General features: G+C 49.0%; 16 protein-coding genes. 13 read left to right on the forward strand and 3 right to left on the reverse strand.

Annotated elements, in window-relative coordinates:
* The first annotated feature begins 172 nt into the window (after positions 1 to 172).
* The 12 genes from dusB (at position 173) to BWI97_RS06970 (ending at position 12,709) form a co-directional block, all read left to right on the forward strand.
* A complete protein-coding gene (gene dusB / locus BWI97_RS06910; protein WP_102200487.1) occupies positions 173 to 1,165 on the forward strand; it encodes a tRNA dihydrouridine synthase DusB in 993 nt (330 codons plus the stop codon).
* Between the two features lie 202 nt (positions 1,166 to 1,367).
* Positions 1,368 to 2,267 carry a DMT family transporter gene (locus BWI97_RS06915; RefSeq protein WP_094815302.1) on the forward strand — a complete coding sequence of 300 codons (900 nt, stop codon included), beginning with the start codon at positions 1,368 to 1,370 and terminating at the stop codon, positions 2,265 to 2,267.
* A 468-nt stretch (positions 2,268 to 2,735) separates the two neighbouring features.
* The gene (gene pyrH / locus BWI97_RS06925; protein ID WP_094811016.1) at positions 2,736 to 3,455 is read left to right on the forward strand and encodes a UMP kinase; all 720 of its coding nucleotides are present in this window, start codon (positions 2,736 to 2,738) and stop codon (positions 3,453 to 3,455) included.
* 125 nt (positions 3,456 to 3,580) lie between these two features.
* Complete coding sequence (gene frr / locus BWI97_RS06930) at positions 3,581 to 4,141, forward strand: ribosome recycling factor (protein ID WP_094811014.1); 561 nt, start codon at positions 3,581 to 3,583, stop codon at positions 4,139 to 4,141.
* A gap of 257 nt (positions 4,142 to 4,398) precedes the next feature.
* Positions 4,399 to 4,989 carry a TetR/AcrR family transcriptional regulator gene (locus BWI97_RS06935; protein WP_158242704.1) on the forward strand — a complete coding sequence of 197 codons (591 nt, stop codon included), beginning with the start codon at positions 4,399 to 4,401 and terminating at the stop codon, positions 4,987 to 4,989.
* A gap of 176 nt (positions 4,990 to 5,165) precedes the next feature.
* Entirely contained in the window at positions 5,166 to 5,447 is a 282-nt protein-coding gene (locus BWI97_RS06940; RefSeq protein ID WP_094811010.1) for a hypothetical protein, read from the forward strand.
* Between the two features lie 42 nt (positions 5,448 to 5,489).
* Positions 5,490 to 7,088, forward strand: coding sequence for a glycosyltransferase family 39 protein (locus tag BWI97_RS06945; protein ID WP_102200489.1), 1,599 nt, complete (start codon positions 5,490 to 5,492; stop codon positions 7,086 to 7,088).
* A gap of 181 nt (positions 7,089 to 7,269) precedes the next feature.
* The gene (locus BWI97_RS06950; protein WP_233207773.1) at positions 7,270 to 8,247 is read left to right on the forward strand and encodes a GDP-mannose 4,6-dehydratase; all 978 of its coding nucleotides are present in this window, start codon (positions 7,270 to 7,272) and stop codon (positions 8,245 to 8,247) included.
* A 4-nt stretch (positions 8,248 to 8,251) separates the two neighbouring features.
* Positions 8,252 to 9,217 carry a glycosyltransferase family 2 protein gene (locus tag BWI97_RS06955; protein WP_094811006.1) on the forward strand — a complete coding sequence of 322 codons (966 nt, stop codon included), beginning with the start codon at positions 8,252 to 8,254 and terminating at the stop codon, positions 9,215 to 9,217.
* Positions 9,210 to 10,082: a lysylphosphatidylglycerol synthase transmembrane domain-containing protein gene (locus BWI97_RS06960; protein ID WP_146010887.1), complete on the forward strand. Its 873-nt coding sequence runs from the start codon at positions 9,210 to 9,212 to the stop codon at positions 10,080 to 10,082. The genes BWI97_RS06955 and BWI97_RS06960 overlap by 8 nt, the downstream gene beginning before the upstream one ends.
* Positions 10,083 to 10,143: 61 nt before the next feature.
* A complete protein-coding gene (locus BWI97_RS06965) occupies positions 10,144 to 11,772 on the forward strand; it encodes a glycosyltransferase family 39 protein (RefSeq protein WP_102200491.1) in 1,629 nt (542 codons plus the stop codon).
* A 22-nt stretch (positions 11,773 to 11,794) separates the two neighbouring features.
* Positions 11,795 to 12,709 carry a Ppx/GppA phosphatase family protein gene (locus tag BWI97_RS06970; protein WP_102200492.1) on the forward strand — a complete coding sequence of 305 codons (915 nt, stop codon included), beginning with the start codon at positions 11,795 to 11,797 and terminating at the stop codon, positions 12,707 to 12,709.
* Here the strand turns inward: BWI97_RS06970 and BWI97_RS06975 are convergent.
* Together BWI97_RS06975 and BWI97_RS06980 are read right to left on the reverse strand one after the other, a co-directional pair.
* On the reverse strand, positions 12,706 to 13,260 hold the full coding sequence (locus tag BWI97_RS06975) for a hypothetical protein (protein WP_102200493.1): 555 nt from the start codon (positions 13,258 to 13,260) through the stop codon (positions 12,706 to 12,708). The two genes, BWI97_RS06970 and BWI97_RS06975, sit on opposite strands and share 4 nt — an antisense overlap.
* 116 nt (positions 13,261 to 13,376) lie before the next feature.
* Positions 13,377 to 13,799, reverse strand: coding sequence for an OsmC family protein (locus BWI97_RS06980; RefSeq protein ID WP_369826551.1), 423 nt, complete (start codon positions 13,797 to 13,799; stop codon positions 13,377 to 13,379).
* A 188-nt stretch (positions 13,800 to 13,987) separates the two neighbouring features.
* Here BWI97_RS06980 and BWI97_RS06985 point away from each other — a divergent pair, with 188 nt between their 5' ends.
* Positions 13,988 to 14,572 (forward strand): DUF4082 domain-containing protein, encoded by a 585-nt coding sequence (locus BWI97_RS06985; RefSeq protein ID WP_102200494.1) that lies wholly within the window; start codon positions 13,988 to 13,990, stop codon positions 14,570 to 14,572.
* Positions 14,573 to 14,621: 49 nt separating this feature from the next.
* On the opposite strand, the gene BWI97_RS06990 is transcribed toward BWI97_RS06985, so the two are convergent.
* Positions 14,622 to 15,596 carry a polyprenyl synthetase family protein gene (locus tag BWI97_RS06990; protein WP_094810994.1) on the reverse strand — a complete coding sequence of 325 codons (975 nt, stop codon included), beginning with the start codon at positions 15,594 to 15,596 and terminating at the stop codon, positions 14,622 to 14,624.
* Positions 15,597 to 15,680: the final 84 nt, after the last annotated feature.

Below are 15,680 nucleotides of genomic sequence, written 5' to 3' on the forward strand. Positions count from 1 at the left end.
CTTCAGTGATTCGTACTGAATTGAATCGTTTACTAAACAGGTTTTTTAGAGTGGTTGGTTGTAAAGGTAACGCAGGTTCGGCGGTAAGGCTGGTTATCATACCTGGTCCAGACACAATCGTACCACTGCTTTTGAGATAGATATTCCCCAACGTTTACTTCGTCACAGTCGAATGGTTAAGATTAAAGATATTGAACTAGGTGATTTTCCGTTGTTACTGGCTCCCATGGAAGACGTCAGTGATCCTCCCTTTCGGGCTGTTTGTAAGGCCGGTGGAGCGGACTTGATGTATACGGAATTCGTATCCAGTGAAGGCCTGATTCGTGACGCCGTCAAGAGTCGGCAGAAACTTGACATTTTTGAGTACGAACGGCCCATCGGTATTCAGCTCTTCGGTTCGGACATCGAAACGATGGCGGAGTGTACGAAAATCGCTACGGCCGTTTCGCCCGATCTGATCGACATCAATTATGGCTGTCCGGTCAAACAGGTGGCTTGCCGGGGTGCCGGTGCTGCCTTGTTGCAGGACATTCCTAAAATGGTCGCCATGACCGAAGCCGTGGTTAAAGCCACGCACTTACCCGTGACGGTAAAAACTCGTCTGGGCTGGGACGACTCCACCAAGAATATCGAAGATGTAGCCGAACGCTTGCAGGACATCGGTATTCAGGCCCTAACGGTCCACGGACGTACCCGCGTGCAAATGTACAAGGGAGAAGCGGATTGGACACTGATTGGCAGAATCAAAGAAAATTCCCGCATCCGGATTCCGATTTTCGGGAACGGCGATATTACTACGCCCGAAAAGGCTTTGGAGTACCGGAATCGCTACGGCGTTGACGGTATCATGATTGGTCGGGCCAGCATCGGTTATCCCTGGATTTTCAATGAAATCAAACATTTCCTGAAGACAGGTACTTTTTTAACGCCCCCAACCATTGCGGACCGTGTGGCCGTATGCCGGCAGCATCTGGAATTTTCCATTCGCTGGAAAGGTGAAAAACTGGGTGTACTGGAAATGCGGCGGCACTACGCCAGTTATTTCAAAGGCATGGATGGAGCCAAATCCTTCCGGAACCGATTGGTACAGGCGGATACGTTTGCGGAAGTCGAAGAAATTCTGCAGGAGATCAGTGCTACGTATAGCCTGGAGGCTAGTTATTAATTGATCGTTATTAGTTAGTAGTTGTTGGTTGTTAGGCATTGGGGAGGAGTGGTAGGGTTGGATTTACTAGTAACCAGGAACTACTAACTAGCAACCGCTACTTTTCTGGTTGGCGTTTGTGCCAGGTTGTTTAGGGTTGGATTCATAAGAAGTCAATCACTAAAAACCAGCAACGAACAACCATCCCTTTCTTCCCCCATGTATGAATCAGAAATCTACTCCAGCCATGGCCTGGATCATCCTGATGGGACTTGCTCTTACCTGGGGCAGTTCCTTCATTTTGATGAAACAGGCCCTGCATACGTTTTCCGGCGTACAGATTGCTTCGTTCCGTCTGCTGGCGGCCGGAGCTTTTTTTGTACCCATCTTACTCTCACAGATCAATAACCTGCCCACGCTTCGTCAGTGGTTCTGGGGATTTGTTTGCGGGATGGTCGGCAGTTTTTTGCCGGCGTACCTGTTTTCCTACGCGGTCATGCACATGAACAGCTCACTGGTCGGCATCCTGAATGCCTTTACGCCGCTGTTTGTACTGATTATTGGCGTACTCTTTTTCAGGCAGAAAATCAATAAACGACAATTAATTGGCCTGGCTTTAGGGCTCATGGGCTGTATTCTCATTACACTCAGTGGTACCCAGGGAAGTCTTTCGTTTAATTCGTACTCGTTGCTGGTTATATTGGCCACGATCCTGTACGGTATCAACCCGCACTTGTTAAAAACCCATCTTTCGGGCGTAAAACCCTTCATCCTGACGGGACTCACCTTCGTTACCATCGCTCCGATTGCCATGGCCTTTCTGCTGCAAACCGATTTTGTGGCCCGCTTTAGTATGGAAGGAGCGGGTTGGTCGTTTGCCGCGGCGGTAACGCTGGGTCTGGTCGGCTCGGGCATTGCCATGATTTTCTATAATCAGTTGTTACAGATGACCGGACCGGTATTTGTCAGTTCCGTTACCTACCTGATTCCCATCATTGCTGTGGCCTGGGGTGTACTTGACCACGAACAGGTACAGTTTCAGCATTTCATTGGCATGGGGATTATTCTGATTGGGGTATATCTGGTTAATGCTACGACTAAGCCAAAGGGAGTTGATAGTTGATAGTTGATAGTTGATAGTTGATAGTTGATAGTTGATAGTTGATAGTTGATAGTTGATAGTTGATAGTTTTACAAATTATATTTCTTTTCAACAAATCAACTTCTTGTTTTTCAGGATGTCCATGGGTGGTACCCATGGCTAAGTACATGGAACCCCTGCGGGGTTGGTAGACTACTAACCCCGCAGGGGTTCCATGTACTTAGCCCCGTATGAAATGCGGGGAAAGTTTTTTAGGTAGCATCGTAGCTACTAAGACACCTCTTCCAAATATGTCCTTTTACAATACACTGTGCTCAGGCTAAAATAAAGTCAGTTTCTTACCCTTCGCCTCGACAAATTTCTGTTCGGAAAGGCCTGATAACCACTATAAAATCCAGTCCGTCTTTCGGTTTTCCTCAAAGAAAAGTCTTCGGGCAGTTGCCATTCTCCCAGCCGTCGCCTTAACTTAGCGACCCAAAAACTGCCTATATGGAAACGCCGAAGTACAAGCGAATTTTACTGAAACTAAGTGGAGAGGCTCTCAGCGGGGAAAAGAAATCGGATAAAATCATCGATTCTTCCATTCTCGAACAGTATGCCAAAGAAGTAAAACGCGTTGCAGATCTCGGTGTTCAGGTAGCGATCGTGGTAGGAGGCGGAAATATTTTCCGGGGGAAAGAACTCGAAGCAACCGGTCTGGATCGGGTACAGGGCGATTACATGGGCATGCTCGCCACCGTAATCAACGGGATGGCTGTTCAGGCAGCCCTCGAGAAAGAAGGGCTCTTTACGCGATTGATGTCAGCGGTGAAAATGGAGCAAATCTGCGAACCGCTTATTCGTCGCCGGGCGATGCGTCACCTGGAGAAAGGCCGGATCGTTATTTTTGGTGCGGGTACCGGTAACCCTTACTTTACGACCGACTCAGCGGCCAGCCTCAGGGCCATTGAAACCAAAGCCGATGTGGTTCTGAAAGGTACTCGCGTGGATGGCGTCTATACGGCAGATCCCGAAAAAGATCCAACAGCAACCCGGTACACCAGTGTTTCGTTCGACGAAGTCATCGCCAAAGATCTCAAAGTGATGGATCTGGCTGCTTTTGCTCTTTGCCGGGAAAACAAATTACCGATCGTTGTATTCGACATGAACAAGCCCGGAAACCTGCTAAACCTGGTGATGGGTCACGAAGTGGGTACACTTATTTCCTAATGAATCGGTAAGTTATCAGGTTTGATCCCGTTTGAAATCGTTTGATTCCCGATCGGCTCGATCCAACGTTTCAATCCTTTCAAACCATTCAAACCACATTAAACTTCACACTTATTATCTCCGCAATGGACGAAATAGAGTTTTATCTCGAAGCTGCGAAAGAAACAATGGAAGGGGCTATCAAGCACCTGAACATTGAATTAAGTAAAATCCGGGCTGGAAAAGCATCGCCTGCCATGCTCGAAGGTGTCATGGTCGAATACTACGGCGTGCCGAGTCCGCTACAAAACGTAGCCTCGATCACGACGCCCGACGCCCGTACCATTAGCGTAAAGCCTTTCGAAAGGAAGATGGTAAACGATATCGACCGGGCCATTCGCAATTCAAACCTCGGTTTTTCACCGGCGAATGACGGTGAAGTACTTCGCATCAGCATTCCTCCCCTAACGGAAGAACGCCGCCGTGACCTGGTAAAACGCGTAAAAGCAGAAATCGAAACGGCTAAAATCAATATTCGCAACGCCCGTCAGGATGCCAACAACAGCATCAAAAAACTGACGAAAGAAGGCGTCTCCGAAGATGAAGTAAAACAGGGTGAAGAACGCGTTCAGAAACTGACGGATCAGTACATTATAAAAATTGATCAGGTCTTTACCGCGAAGGAAACTGACATCATGTCCGTTTAAGCTTCATTTTACCGCATTTATCAAAAGTCCTGCCCGAACCGGCAGGACTTTTTGTTTATTCGCCCACCCTCCCAACCTATTACGTCCCTGAAGGCTCTATTGCAGTAAAGCGACTCAGCCGCCCGTTTCATCCCATTCCCTCACGTTATCTGAAACCTAACGTACTGTTAAAAATAAGTTAATATTTATTTGGCTGGGTGAGGACAATTATGTGCGGCTTCCAATTACCTTTGGACCGAAAAACGATTTTAGTCGAAATGACAGGAACACTGGTAAAAGACGAACAGATCAAAGAAGCCATTATCCAGGCGGCACAGAAAATCTTTCAGCAGTACGGGTTAACCAAGACCACGATGGAAGATATCGCCAAAGCGATGGGTAAGGGTAAAAGCACGCTCTATTACTACTTTTCCAGCAAAGAGGATATTTTCGTTTCGGTCATCAATAAAGAAATCAACGAAGTTTTTGATTCGATGGTGGCGGCCTGCCAGCAACAGCAATCGGCTCGTACCAAAATAGAAGTAGTCATCAAAACCAAGGTAAAAGCTTTACATAACAAACTGAACCTGTACCGGATCCTTTCGACGGAATTACCGTGCAGTCGCGACATGATGGAATCCTGCCGGATTCAGTTTAGCCAACGGGAAATCGATCTGTTTGTAGAAATATTGCAATTCGGCGTCGATCATCAGGAATTTAATGAATCGATCCAGTCGAATCTTCCTTTTCTGGCTTACGTGGTAGTTTCCGCTTTCCGTGGTTTAGAGTTTGATTTGTTTTTTTCCGATACCGACCTGGATGCCAAAATTGATTTACTATTAACGATCCTGGTGAAAGGCCTGCAGTAACCCCCGAAATCTTTTTTAACGTAACCTCACGCGTATTACTCAGTTATACATACCCCTAGAGTTCCCCTGTTTTGTCCGTCCGCTGCCCAGGGCAGTAGCGGACCAGCCCCAAAGGCCCCCTGATTTCTTTGAGATGGCAGCCGCCATTTTCGTCGAGTATTTTCCCATTAAAGACCATGAAAACATCCGTGAATCCTCTTATTTCTGCTTTGAAGAAGCTGCTGAAAAAAAGCTTCTATGTCTATTCTTCCGTTCGCCTGAATCATTCCTTCAAAAAAGACTACGGTCTGACTTACCAGGAGTTGTGTGAACTCACCAACGAGCTTGAATACCTAACGGGTCAGGAACTCTCCGAACCTTCGCTGCGTAGCATCGATACCGTAGGTGATTTGATCAATGCGTTTCGAAGTGCTCCCATCCCGCTTCCAGCGACGGCTCTTTCGGCTACTTTGCGATAATATGTTCTGGACTGGCAGCCTAGGCTGCACGGGTTTACAGCTATGAAATCGTTAACACGATCCGAATCTCTGTTACTACTCGGGCTGTTCATTTTCCTGTTTTTTTCGCTGGGAACTTCACAACTCATGTTGTATTCCCTCGACGAAGCAAAGAACGCCGAGTGTGCTCGCGAGATGTACGAACGACAGGATTGGGTCGTACCCACCTTCAACGGACAGCTTCGCACCGATAAACCGCCCCTGCACTACTGGGTGATGATGGGGAGCTACGCTCTGTTTGGCGTTAGTGAATTTTCGGCCCGGCTGGGTTCCATCCTTTGCGGCATGGGTACCATTCTGCTGATTTTCGCTTTTGCCTGGCGTAACTTCAATCCCCGGGTCGCCTGGATTTCAGCGTTAGTATTACTGGCTTCCCTGCACGTTGGGGTCCAGTTTCGCATGGCCGTACCCGATCCGTACCTCGTTTTTTTCCTGACCCTGGCCTGGGTATCGTTCTACGGCTGGTACCAGCAACGGCAAAAAACGCTCAATCTGGCGATTTTCTATACGTCGCTGGGCATGGGTGTACTGGCCAAAGGACCCGTGGCTCTGGTACTCATCTTTACAGCGATTGGCCTGTTTCTGCTTTTTCAGGGGACTTTCAGAAAAGCGTTTCGATTAGGGTTAGTACCTGGCTTAGTCTGGACGCTGCTCCTGGCCTTACCCTGGTACCTGCGTGTACACGAAGCTACCTCGGGTGCCTGGACCGAAGGATTTTTTCTAAAGCACAACCTCGAACGCTTTCAAGCCCCCATGGAAGGGCATGGCGGATTTTTCCTGATTACCCCCTTATACGTATTGATTGGACTATTACCTTTTTCGATCTTTATTCCGCAGGCCTTCGTACGGGCCTGGAAACACCGTAAGGAAGTACCAGTACTGGCTTTGGGACTTAGTATCGCCATCGTTGTTATTGGATTTTTCAGCTTTTCGGGGACGAAGCTTTTCAACTATACCGTTCCGAGTTATCCCTTCGTGGCGGTACTGATCGCGGCCTTTCTGGATTCGGTGCTTGATCAGGAAATGGCCTGGAAAAAACTGCGGCCTTCGCTCATTACTTACGGCGTACTGGCAGCTTTACTCCCCATAGCCTTTTATCTGGGTTTACGGCTTGATCCGGTGGTGTCACACCTGGCGGGCTGGGCGATTATCTTTCTGACCTTTCCCCTCGGAGCGGCAGCGGCCTGGTGCCGATTCCGGCACGGCGAATTCAGCCGTACGATGCTGGCATTGGCGGGATCGTTTGTAGTGACCGCCGTACTGTTTTTCCAGCTGGCCTACCCGATCATTGATCGCGAGAACCCGGTTAATCAAACCATTAGTTCGATCAATCCGGAAGAAAAAGTCATCGCTTATAAGCAGTTCAATCCGGCGTATGTTTTTTACCTGAATCGATCGGTGGATGTAGTGAATACACCGGAAGCGTTGGCGGAAGTTTTACGGGCGGAAGGTTCTGTAGTCGTTATTTCACGGACGGAATTTCTGCCCGAATTATCGACCTTTTCCCAACTGAAAGAACTAACCCGAAAGCGGGATCTTTTTGAAACACCTACGACCATTTTGTTTCGAAAAACGCCGTCTCCGTTACCGCGTTCTTTGTAAGCGTTTCCCGTATTGGTCCCATTTTTTCGCCTAAAAACAAGGCTCTTTTAAAGGTTTTGTCCAATTTAGTAGCTATAAAACGTTTATAGCCCGCCAAACAATCGTAACTTCGCACCCTTTCTGATTACCAGGCGGTAATACCGTTGCTACACATTGCCTAGAAAGAGTGATCATGAAATCCATGAAAACTATAAAACAATACCTTATCACCGGAGGGGCAGGTTTTATCGGTAGTCACCTCGCCGAACGGTTGCTTTCGCAGCCCGGTGTGGCCGTTACCTGCATTGATAACTTCGATGATTTTTACCCGGTATCCCAGAAACGTGAGAATCTGAAAGGTCTGCTTGAACATCCGAACTTTCAGTTTATCGAGGCCGATATTAGTCAGCAGGAGTATTTGCTCGACGTGTTGAAAGGGCAAACCTTCGAGGCCATTATTCATCTGGCGGCTAAAGCGGGCGTTCGTAAAAGTATCGAGTCTACGCGTCCGTACTACGAATCGAATGTCATGGGGACGCTTTCGCTGCTGGAAGTGGCCCGGCATTTATCCATTCAGAAGTTTATTTTTGCCTCTTCGTCCAGCGTATACGGTCAGAATCCGAACGTTCCCTGGAAAGAATCCGATACGAACTTATTGCCGATCAGCCCCTACGCTTCCTCCAAAATTTCGGGGGAAATGCTGGGCCGTACCTACGCTCATTTGCACGGCATCCAGTTTCTGGCTCTTCGCTTTTTCACCGTATATGGATCCCGGCAGCGACCCGATCTGGCCATTCATAAATTTGCCGAACTCATTCTGGAAGCCAAACCTATTACGCTCTACGGAGACGGCAGTACGCGTCGTGATTACACACACGTCAGCGACATCGTAACGGGCATTGAGCAGGCCATGGCTTACGAAAAGCCGGGTTTCGAAACGTTTAACCTCGCTTCGGGCAAACCCGTTACCCTCCGGAAACTGGTCGCTTCCCTCGAAGTAGCGTTGGGTCGGGAGGCGATTTACGAATACCGGGAAGAGCAACCCGGCGATGTTTCGCAAACCTACGCAGACCTCAACAAATCGCAGGAGTTACTGGGCTATCAGCCCGTGGTAACCCTGGAGGAAGGGCTGAAAGAATTTGTTCGCTGGAAAACGTCCCTTCCCCACTTAACTCATTGATTGCATGCAAACGGCACCGCTTCTTTCCCTGGTGATTACCCTTTTAAACGAAGAAGACAACATACAACCCCTGCTGCAACGCGTACGCGAGGCCATGCAGGGTCTGGATTATGAATTGATTCTGGTGGACGACGGCTCTACCGATGCCACCATTGCCCGAATCAAACAGTACGCGGATGATCGCGTACGACTGGTCGTACTAAACCGCAACTACGGCCAGACGACGGCCATGTCGGCGGGTATTGCGGAGGCCAAAGCTCCGTATATTGTTACGCTGGACGGTGATTTACAAAACGATCCCGCCGATATTCCCATCATGCTCGAAAAATTACAGCGGGAAGGCTGGGACGTTGTTGCCGGGGTACGGGCCAAACGGCAGGACGGCATGTTGTTACGGAAAGTTCCCAGCAAGATCGCCAATGCCATGATTCGTAAAATGACGGGTGTATACCTTCATGATTACGGCTGTACGCTGAAAATTTTCCGTCGGCAAATTGCCCAACACCTGGGACTATACGGTGAACTACACCGCTTCATTCCGGTACTGGCCGCTATGCAGGGAGCCAAGATGACGGAAATGCCGGTACGTCACCACGCCCGGCAATTTGGCAAGTCGAAGTACGGCCTGGGCCGTACTTTCAAAGTCATGTCCGATCTGTTACTGATGGTCTTTTTCCAGAAGTATTTCCGCCGACCCATGCACTTGTTCGGCCCCATCGGCATTCTGACGTTTTTGTTTGGAGCGTTGATCAGTCTGTATCTGCTGGGCGTAAAACTGACCGGCGAAGACATCGGTACACGTCCTTTGCTGACGGTAGCTGTCGTAACACTACTGGCTGGTTTACAAATCATTACCTTCGGTTTCATGGCTGAAATCATGATGCGAACGTACTACGAATCGGGTACGAAGTCTACCTATCTCGTTCGTGAATTGTATTCGGCCTCTTCCCCCGTTTCTACCCTTGAGTAAGTTATCACCCGCCGTCAAAACCATCCTGAAGCTGTTGCTTACGAGCCTGGCTTTGGGATGGCTGGCGTATCAAATGGACTGGGAGCGAATCTGGCCGTTACTCCGCCGGGCCCAGTGGGGCTGGATTTTGGTTGCTCTGGTGCTGTATAACGTTTCCCAGCTGTTGAGTACCAGTCGTTTTCAGCAACATCTGAAAGCGGTTCCGCTGTCCGAACCCTTCTCCTTCCTGTTGAGATTGTACTATCGCTCGATGTTTTTCAATCTGTTTTTACCGGGGGGCATTGGCGGCGATGGCTACAAAGCCTGGCTGTTGCGTACCCGTCACCAAACCGATTACCGACTCATTCTTTCGGTACTATTGCTGGACCGGGGCAGCGGCATGCTGGCCATTACCTTTCTGATTGCCCTGCTGGGTGGTTCGAGTAGCTGGCTGATGAGCCAGTTTGGCTTACCGTACGGCTGGCTGTCGGGGCTGGCTCTGCTCGTGGGAGCGGGCGGCTGGGGCGTATACCATTTATTCTTTCGGAAATTCGTACCCGTGTTTCCTGCTGCGTTTTCGCTCTCGCTGGGTGTGCAGTCCACGCAGGTAATCGTCATTCTGCTCTTACTGCGATCCATCGGTGTGACGGATCATTCACTGGAATACGGACTGGTTTTTCTGGTTTCCTCCATCGCCTCCGTACTTCCCCTGACCGTGGGTGGCATTGGCGTTCGGGAATTTGTCTTTTTGACGGCGGCGGAGCACCTGCCCATTCAGTCCGACCAGGCAGTACTCGCTAGTCTACTCTTTTTCTTTATCAACGCCCTTAGTTCTTCGCTGGGTGCCTTTATCACGTTACCCGAGCGGCCCGAAACGCGTGATTAATTGAATTCCTGCCTTATTTTTGGCATCCCTACCTTCGGGACAGTTCTACCTCTTTGAATGCATGCACGCTGAACGTTTTTTATTTAGTCCGATCTACTGGATTATGTGGCTGGCTCTGGCCGCCGTCTATATCATTGGTTTATTCGTTCCCCTATTTGATACCGACCCGGCTCACCACGCCCTGATTGCCCTGCACATGGTGGAGACCAATGACTGGGTTAGCCTCATTGACCGGGGCCGGGATTACCTGGATAAACCGCACCTGCTTTTCTGGCTGAGTGCCTTGTCCTTCAAAACGTTTGGCATTAATACTTTTGCGTATAAGTTTCCCTCCATGCTGGCTTCCATCGTGGGTTTTTACTCGGCTTTTCGGTTGGGTAAACTCCTGTATTCGGAGGCGGTAGGCCGACTGGCTGCTTTGATTTACGCCTCCTGCTACGCTCAGTTTCTATCCAATCAGGACGTACGGATGGATGCTCTGCTGACGGCCTGTATGGTGTTTTCCGTCTGGATGTTACTGGCCTTTGTTCGCGAAGGCAAACGCAAATATGCCCTGGGTTCGGCTCTGGGGCTGGCTCTGGGTTTTGCGACCAAAGGAGGAATTGGCCTGGTGATGCCGCTGATGGCGTTAGGATTTCAGTTGCTGTACGAACGCAACTGGAAGGCCATTTTTCAGTGGAGCTGGGTCTTTATCGGTTTTTCGTTTCTGGTCTTTATCAGTCCGATTCTGTACTGCTACTATCTGCAATTCGATTTACATCCCGAGAAAGTCATCCGTGGCATGACGGGCCTTTCAGGTATCAAGTTCATTCTTTTGGGGCAAAGCGTTGAACGTTTTCAGGGTGAAGCCTGGGGAAGTTCCGGCTCCAACGACTACTTCTTCTTTTTCCATACCCTCCTGTGGTCGTGTCTGCCCTGGGCCTTTCTAATCTATTGGTCGCTCTTTCGGGCAATACGAAATTTCAAAGCTCAGAAAGAAGTACTCACGTTGGGAATTATCGTCTCGATGATGCTGATTCTCTCGATGGCTCAGTACAAATTACCGCATTACCTGAATCTGCTGTACCCGTATCTGGCAATTCAACTGAGTGGGCAGTTGTTGTCCAGTTCCGAGAAAACTATTCGTTCGCTGATGATCGTGCAGGCGGTAGTAGTTACGCTCATGATGGGGATTACAATTTACCTGAATACGGTGATTACGCCCATTCCTGGAATCATCAATCAACTGGTTGCTCTGGCTGTGGCAGGATTTCTTTTATATCTGAGCATTCGTCAATCGCCGGTTTTTGCCCGTCTGGTGGCAGTATCGCTGGCGGGGATTTCCATTACTTTTATGTCGCTGAGTGCCAACGCCTATCCGTACCTGTTCCGCTATGATTCGGGATACGAGTTTGCCCGTACTGCTGATCCGGCCGTTCGGGATTCGTTCAGTTTCTATCGGATTTACAGTTATACGTTCGACTTTTATACTAAAAAGTTACATCCGCCGCTACCCGAAGGTAAAATACCCGAGACCCGCTGGATACTAACCGATTCGACGGGCCTGGCTGAACTTCGGCAGGCGGGCGTGAAAATGGCTCAGATCCGGTCCAATCCGCATTTCCATTTATCGACGCTGAACGGTGAATTTCTAAACCCAGCTACCCGATTACAGGCCTGCGAACGACGCTACTTAATTGAACGCTATTAATAATCCCTGAAACCATCTCCGTATGAAACTAGCAGCGATCGACATTGGCTCTAACGCCGCCCGTCTGCAAATCTCCAAAGTACTGGAAAACGAGGGCGTACTGACCTTCAAAAAAGTAGAATATGTCCGCTTTCCTCTACGCCTGGGAATGGACGTATTTACGACGGGTTCGATCAGTGCCGAAGGCGAGGTTCGCCTGTATAAAATGCTTCATTCATTCAAACTCCTGATTGAACTGCATGAGTGTAAAGATTACCTGATTTGTGCAACTTCAGCCATGCGGGAGGCTTCCAATGCCAGTGACATTGTCACACGCATTGAAGGGCAGCTCGATATGAAAATTCACATCATCGAAGGAGCGAAAGAAGCCGAACTGATCAACAACGTCGTGGTTCAGTCCCTGGATACGGATACCAATTACCTGCACGTGGATGTGGGCGGCGGATCGAGCGAGCTGAACCTGTACGTGAACCGGCAGAAAGTGGCGAGCCGTTCGTTTAAAATCGGCTCCGTACGCTTACTGGAAGGGAAAGAGCAGAAATCCGACTGGGAGAAAATGCAACGCTGGATTCAGGACCACATTGGCCCCAAACAGGCGAGTATCCGGGCGATTGGTACGGGTGGAAACATCAATAAGCTGTTCAATCTGGCCAAGACCCGCGTCACCGAATCCAGCATGGACATCAAAGAACTGGAACGGATTCAGAAATACATCGGCTCTTACTCGCTGGAAGATCGTATTAATAAGCTCCAGCTCAACCCCGACCGGGCGGACGTGATTGTACCGGCTTCCGAGATCTATCTGTCGGCCATGCGTTGGTCAGGAGCGACGGAAATCCTGGTACCGGACCTAGGACTGAAAGACGGCATCATTCAGTACGTCTACGACCGCTATCAGCATCGGAAACGCAAGAAGGACACCGATCCTATCCTTTAACGAATATCCATACGCTTCGGTAACCCTAACTGCTTGGCATAGGGTGCCGGAGCGTAAGCATACACCCGTTCGAGCAGGTGATTGACATCTTCCAGAAACTCGAACTGAATATCGGGGTGCAGCTTCGTCAGTTTCTTCAGTATAGCTTCCGTCCGCTTGGCGATGTATTCGGCCAGGCCATCGGTTTTGGACGTGTACTTTTGCACATACGGCAACTGCTTTTCAAAGCATTCATTCAGCAGATACAGTACCAATTCCACTTCCCCGTACTTATCCTTGGTAATCTTCACGTGATAGGTGATTTCGGCGTGCAGTCGCCGCATATCCGTCATTAACCAACCCGACGAATCCGGGTCGAGTTTGTAGAAACGATCCATCTTGTTACGCAGATCGTCGCGTCGTTCTGGCAACGTTTGGCCATCTTCCAGCAATTGAAAAATAAGCTGTTCCTGTAAGTCTTTGTGTTTATTGATGAGCCGCAGTAGTAGTTTGTCTTTTTCCTCCCGCGTGAGGCCCAGAATGGCCGCTTTTAATTCTTTACTAATGGGCATACCTAAATAAAATTCGAAAACACAAAATCCTCTTCGAAGATACAGCACCTGAGGCTGAAAATAAAACGGGATAACTCACGCAAGGAGTTATCCCGTTTCCGTGCAATAATTTGTATTTAAGCCAATGAAGCTTCCAGTGAAATGGACGCCTTCAGTAACTTCGAAATGGGACAATTCGCTTTCGCTCCAGCCGCAATTTCCTGGAATTGTTCTTCGGTGATATTTGGGATTTTTGCCGTCAGAACGATATTGCTTTCTGTGACTTCGCCTTTGGAAGGATCGAGTACCACGGTGGCTTTCGCGTTGATTTCATCGGCCGTAAAACCTGCTTCGTTCAAATCGAAGCTCAGTTTCATGGCGAAACAGCCCGCGTGAGCTGCCGCGATGAGTTCTTCAGGGTTCGTACCCTTGCCATCCGCAAAACGCGTATTGAATGAATACTGAGTGCTGTCGAGTACCGTACTAGCGGTCGTCAACGCTCCTGAACCTTCTTTTCCGCTGCCTTTCCAAACAGCTGTAGCATTACGTTTGATCATGATTGTAGATAGATTTATGGGTGATTGTCGTCGAAAGATACGGTCAAAAGAATAGTACTATCATGAGCTCAGGAAATTTTAACAATGATTTTACCTGTAATGGGTAAGGGGCTCCCTGAAATGTGGTATTTCGTCGCGAGGCCATCCTTCGGAGCTTTGTCCCATCAACCTTCTTAAAGCTCCGATAACCAATGAAAACCCGATCTCTTTTTTTAGTCGCTCTCTCCTTCGCTCTTCTGCTTGGCTGTAAGGACAAAGGCGAAGACACCAAGCCCCAGGAGAACCCGATCTCTACGTTTGTGAAAGGTACGGACGTGACGTCAGAACAATTCAATAATGGCCGCTGGGAAGTTGGCATTTACTTCAGTGCTTCGGTTCCCGGAAAAATCACGCAGGTGGGAGCCAAGATGCCCGAAGTTGGTACGTACACCGTTACGCTCTGGGATGCAGCCGACCAGAGTGTCCTACGCCAGAAAGCTGTAGAAGTCGATGCCCCCGAAAAGCTGGTTTTAATCCCCATCGATCCGCTGGAAATTACGGATGCCACGAAGAAATACGTCGTTAGTATCAACAACCTTTCGATGGGTGTAGCCAAGAAGTACTACGTTCACAAAAAAGGTACGACTGATTTTATGCCTTTTGTCCAGGGAAGCATTCTCTTTCATAGTGAAGGTGAACGGATCGTTCCCAATAATTCCACGGCTTCAGTATTTCCCGTAACCATGAAAAAGAATTTTGTCATCGGTATTCCCGAAATCACTTTCGTCCCAAATTAACCCCATCGTGTAATTTAAAAGGCTTACCCGTGATCGGATAAGCCTTTTTTTATTTGGTACGTTCGATGGTAAACTGAACCAGATTCTGGAGCGATTCCCGGTAGATGTTCGCCGGAAACTCGCTCAGGATGGTCAGGGCTTCGTTCACGTAGCGTTGCATGACCTGCGTGGCGTACTCGATGCCGCCGGAGCTTTTGACGAAATCAATGACCTCTCCTACTTTTTTCGGGTTCTCCGAATCGTTTTTAATGGTATTGATAATCCGCCGTTTCGTCAGCCAGTCGGCCCGATTCAGGGCGTAGATCAACGGCAACGTCATTTTCTTTTCCTTAATATCGATCCCAACGGGCTTACCAATTTCAGCATCGCCGTAATCAAAAAGGTCGTCTTTGATTTGAAAGGCAATTCCCACTTTTTCGCCAAATAGCCGCATTCGCTCCACCATTTCCTTGGTTTGTTGCACCGACCGGGCTCCCACCGCACAGCAGGCCGCAATCAGGGTTGCCGTTTTCTGACGGATAATTTCGAAGTACACTTCTTCAGTAATGTCCAGCCGGCGAGCTTTTTCAATCTGCATCAACTCCCCTTCCGACATCTCCTTCACCGAGCGGTTGATGAGTTTGAGGAAATCGAAATCTTCGTTATCCACGGCCAGAAACAGGCTCCGCGACAACAGGTAATCCCCCACGAGCACGGCAATTTTATTCTTCCAGAGAGCATTGACCGAAAAGAATCCCCGGCGGTAATTCGAATCATCCACCACGTCGTCGTGTACCAGCGTTGCGGTATGAATGAGTTCAATCAGCGAAGCTCCCCGGTACGTCGATTCGTTGATCGTCCCGCAGGTACCCGCCGCCAGAAAGACGAACATGGGCCGAATTTGTTTCCCTTTTCGCCGAACAATGTAGTTCATGATCTGATCGAGCAACATGACGTCGCTTTTCATGAACTCTCGAAATTTTCCCTCAAATGCCTTCATTTCAGCATTGATGGGAGCCTGTATTTGTTGTATGGAAAGACTCATGTGTGGTGATCGGTATTCAGAGACAACCGCCTGGGGTACTTTCGAGGTCAGTATTTTTTAGCCCTGAATACGGTAATCCTCGGC

This window comes from Siphonobacter sp. BAB-5405 (genome assembly GCF_002872335.1).
In the GTDB taxonomy this organism is placed as follows: domain Bacteria; phylum Bacteroidota; class Bacteroidia; order Cytophagales; family Spirosomataceae; genus Siphonobacter.

Bases quoted from the DNA above. Each gene is read 5' to 3' on its own strand.
- dusB (WP_102200487.1), top strand. From the start codon at position 173: ATGGTTAAGATTAAAGATATTGAACTAGGTGATTTTCCGTTGTTACTG.
- BWI97_RS06915 (WP_094815302.1), top strand. From the start codon at position 1,368: ATGAATCAGAAATCTACTCCAGCCATGGCCTGGATCATCCTGATGGGA.
- pyrH (WP_094811016.1), top strand. From the start codon at position 2,736: ATGGAAACGCCGAAGTACAAGCGAATTTTACTGAAACTAAGTGGAGAG.
- frr (WP_094811014.1), top strand. From the start codon at position 3,581: ATGGACGAAATAGAGTTTTATCTCGAAGCTGCGAAAGAAACAATGGAA.
- BWI97_RS06935 (WP_158242704.1), top strand. From the start codon at position 4,399: ATGACAGGAACACTGGTAAAAGACGAACAGATCAAAGAAGCCATTATC.
- BWI97_RS06940 (WP_094811010.1), top strand. From the start codon at position 5,166: ATGAAAACATCCGTGAATCCTCTTATTTCTGCTTTGAAGAAGCTGCTG.
- BWI97_RS06945 (WP_102200489.1), top strand. From the start codon at position 5,490: ATGAAATCGTTAACACGATCCGAATCTCTGTTACTACTCGGGCTGTTC.
- BWI97_RS06950 (WP_233207773.1), top strand. From the start codon at position 7,270: ATGAAAACTATAAAACAATACCTTATCACCGGAGGGGCAGGTTTTATC.
- BWI97_RS06955 (WP_094811006.1), top strand. From the start codon at position 8,252: ATGCAAACGGCACCGCTTCTTTCCCTGGTGATTACCCTTTTAAACGAA.
- BWI97_RS06965 (WP_102200491.1), top strand. From the start codon at position 10,144: ATGCACGCTGAACGTTTTTTATTTAGTCCGATCTACTGGATTATGTGG.
- BWI97_RS06970 (WP_102200492.1), top strand. From the start codon at position 11,795: ATGAAACTAGCAGCGATCGACATTGGCTCTAACGCCGCCCGTCTGCAA.
- BWI97_RS06975 (WP_102200493.1), bottom strand. From the start codon at position 13,260: ATGCCCATTAGTAAAGAATTAAAAGCGGCCATTCTGGGCCTCACGCGG.
- BWI97_RS06985 (WP_102200494.1), top strand. From the start codon at position 13,988: ATGAAAACCCGATCTCTTTTTTTAGTCGCTCTCTCCTTCGCTCTTCTG.
- BWI97_RS06990 (WP_094810994.1), bottom strand. From the start codon at position 15,596: ATGAGTCTTTCCATACAACAAATACAGGCTCCCATCAATGCTGAAATG.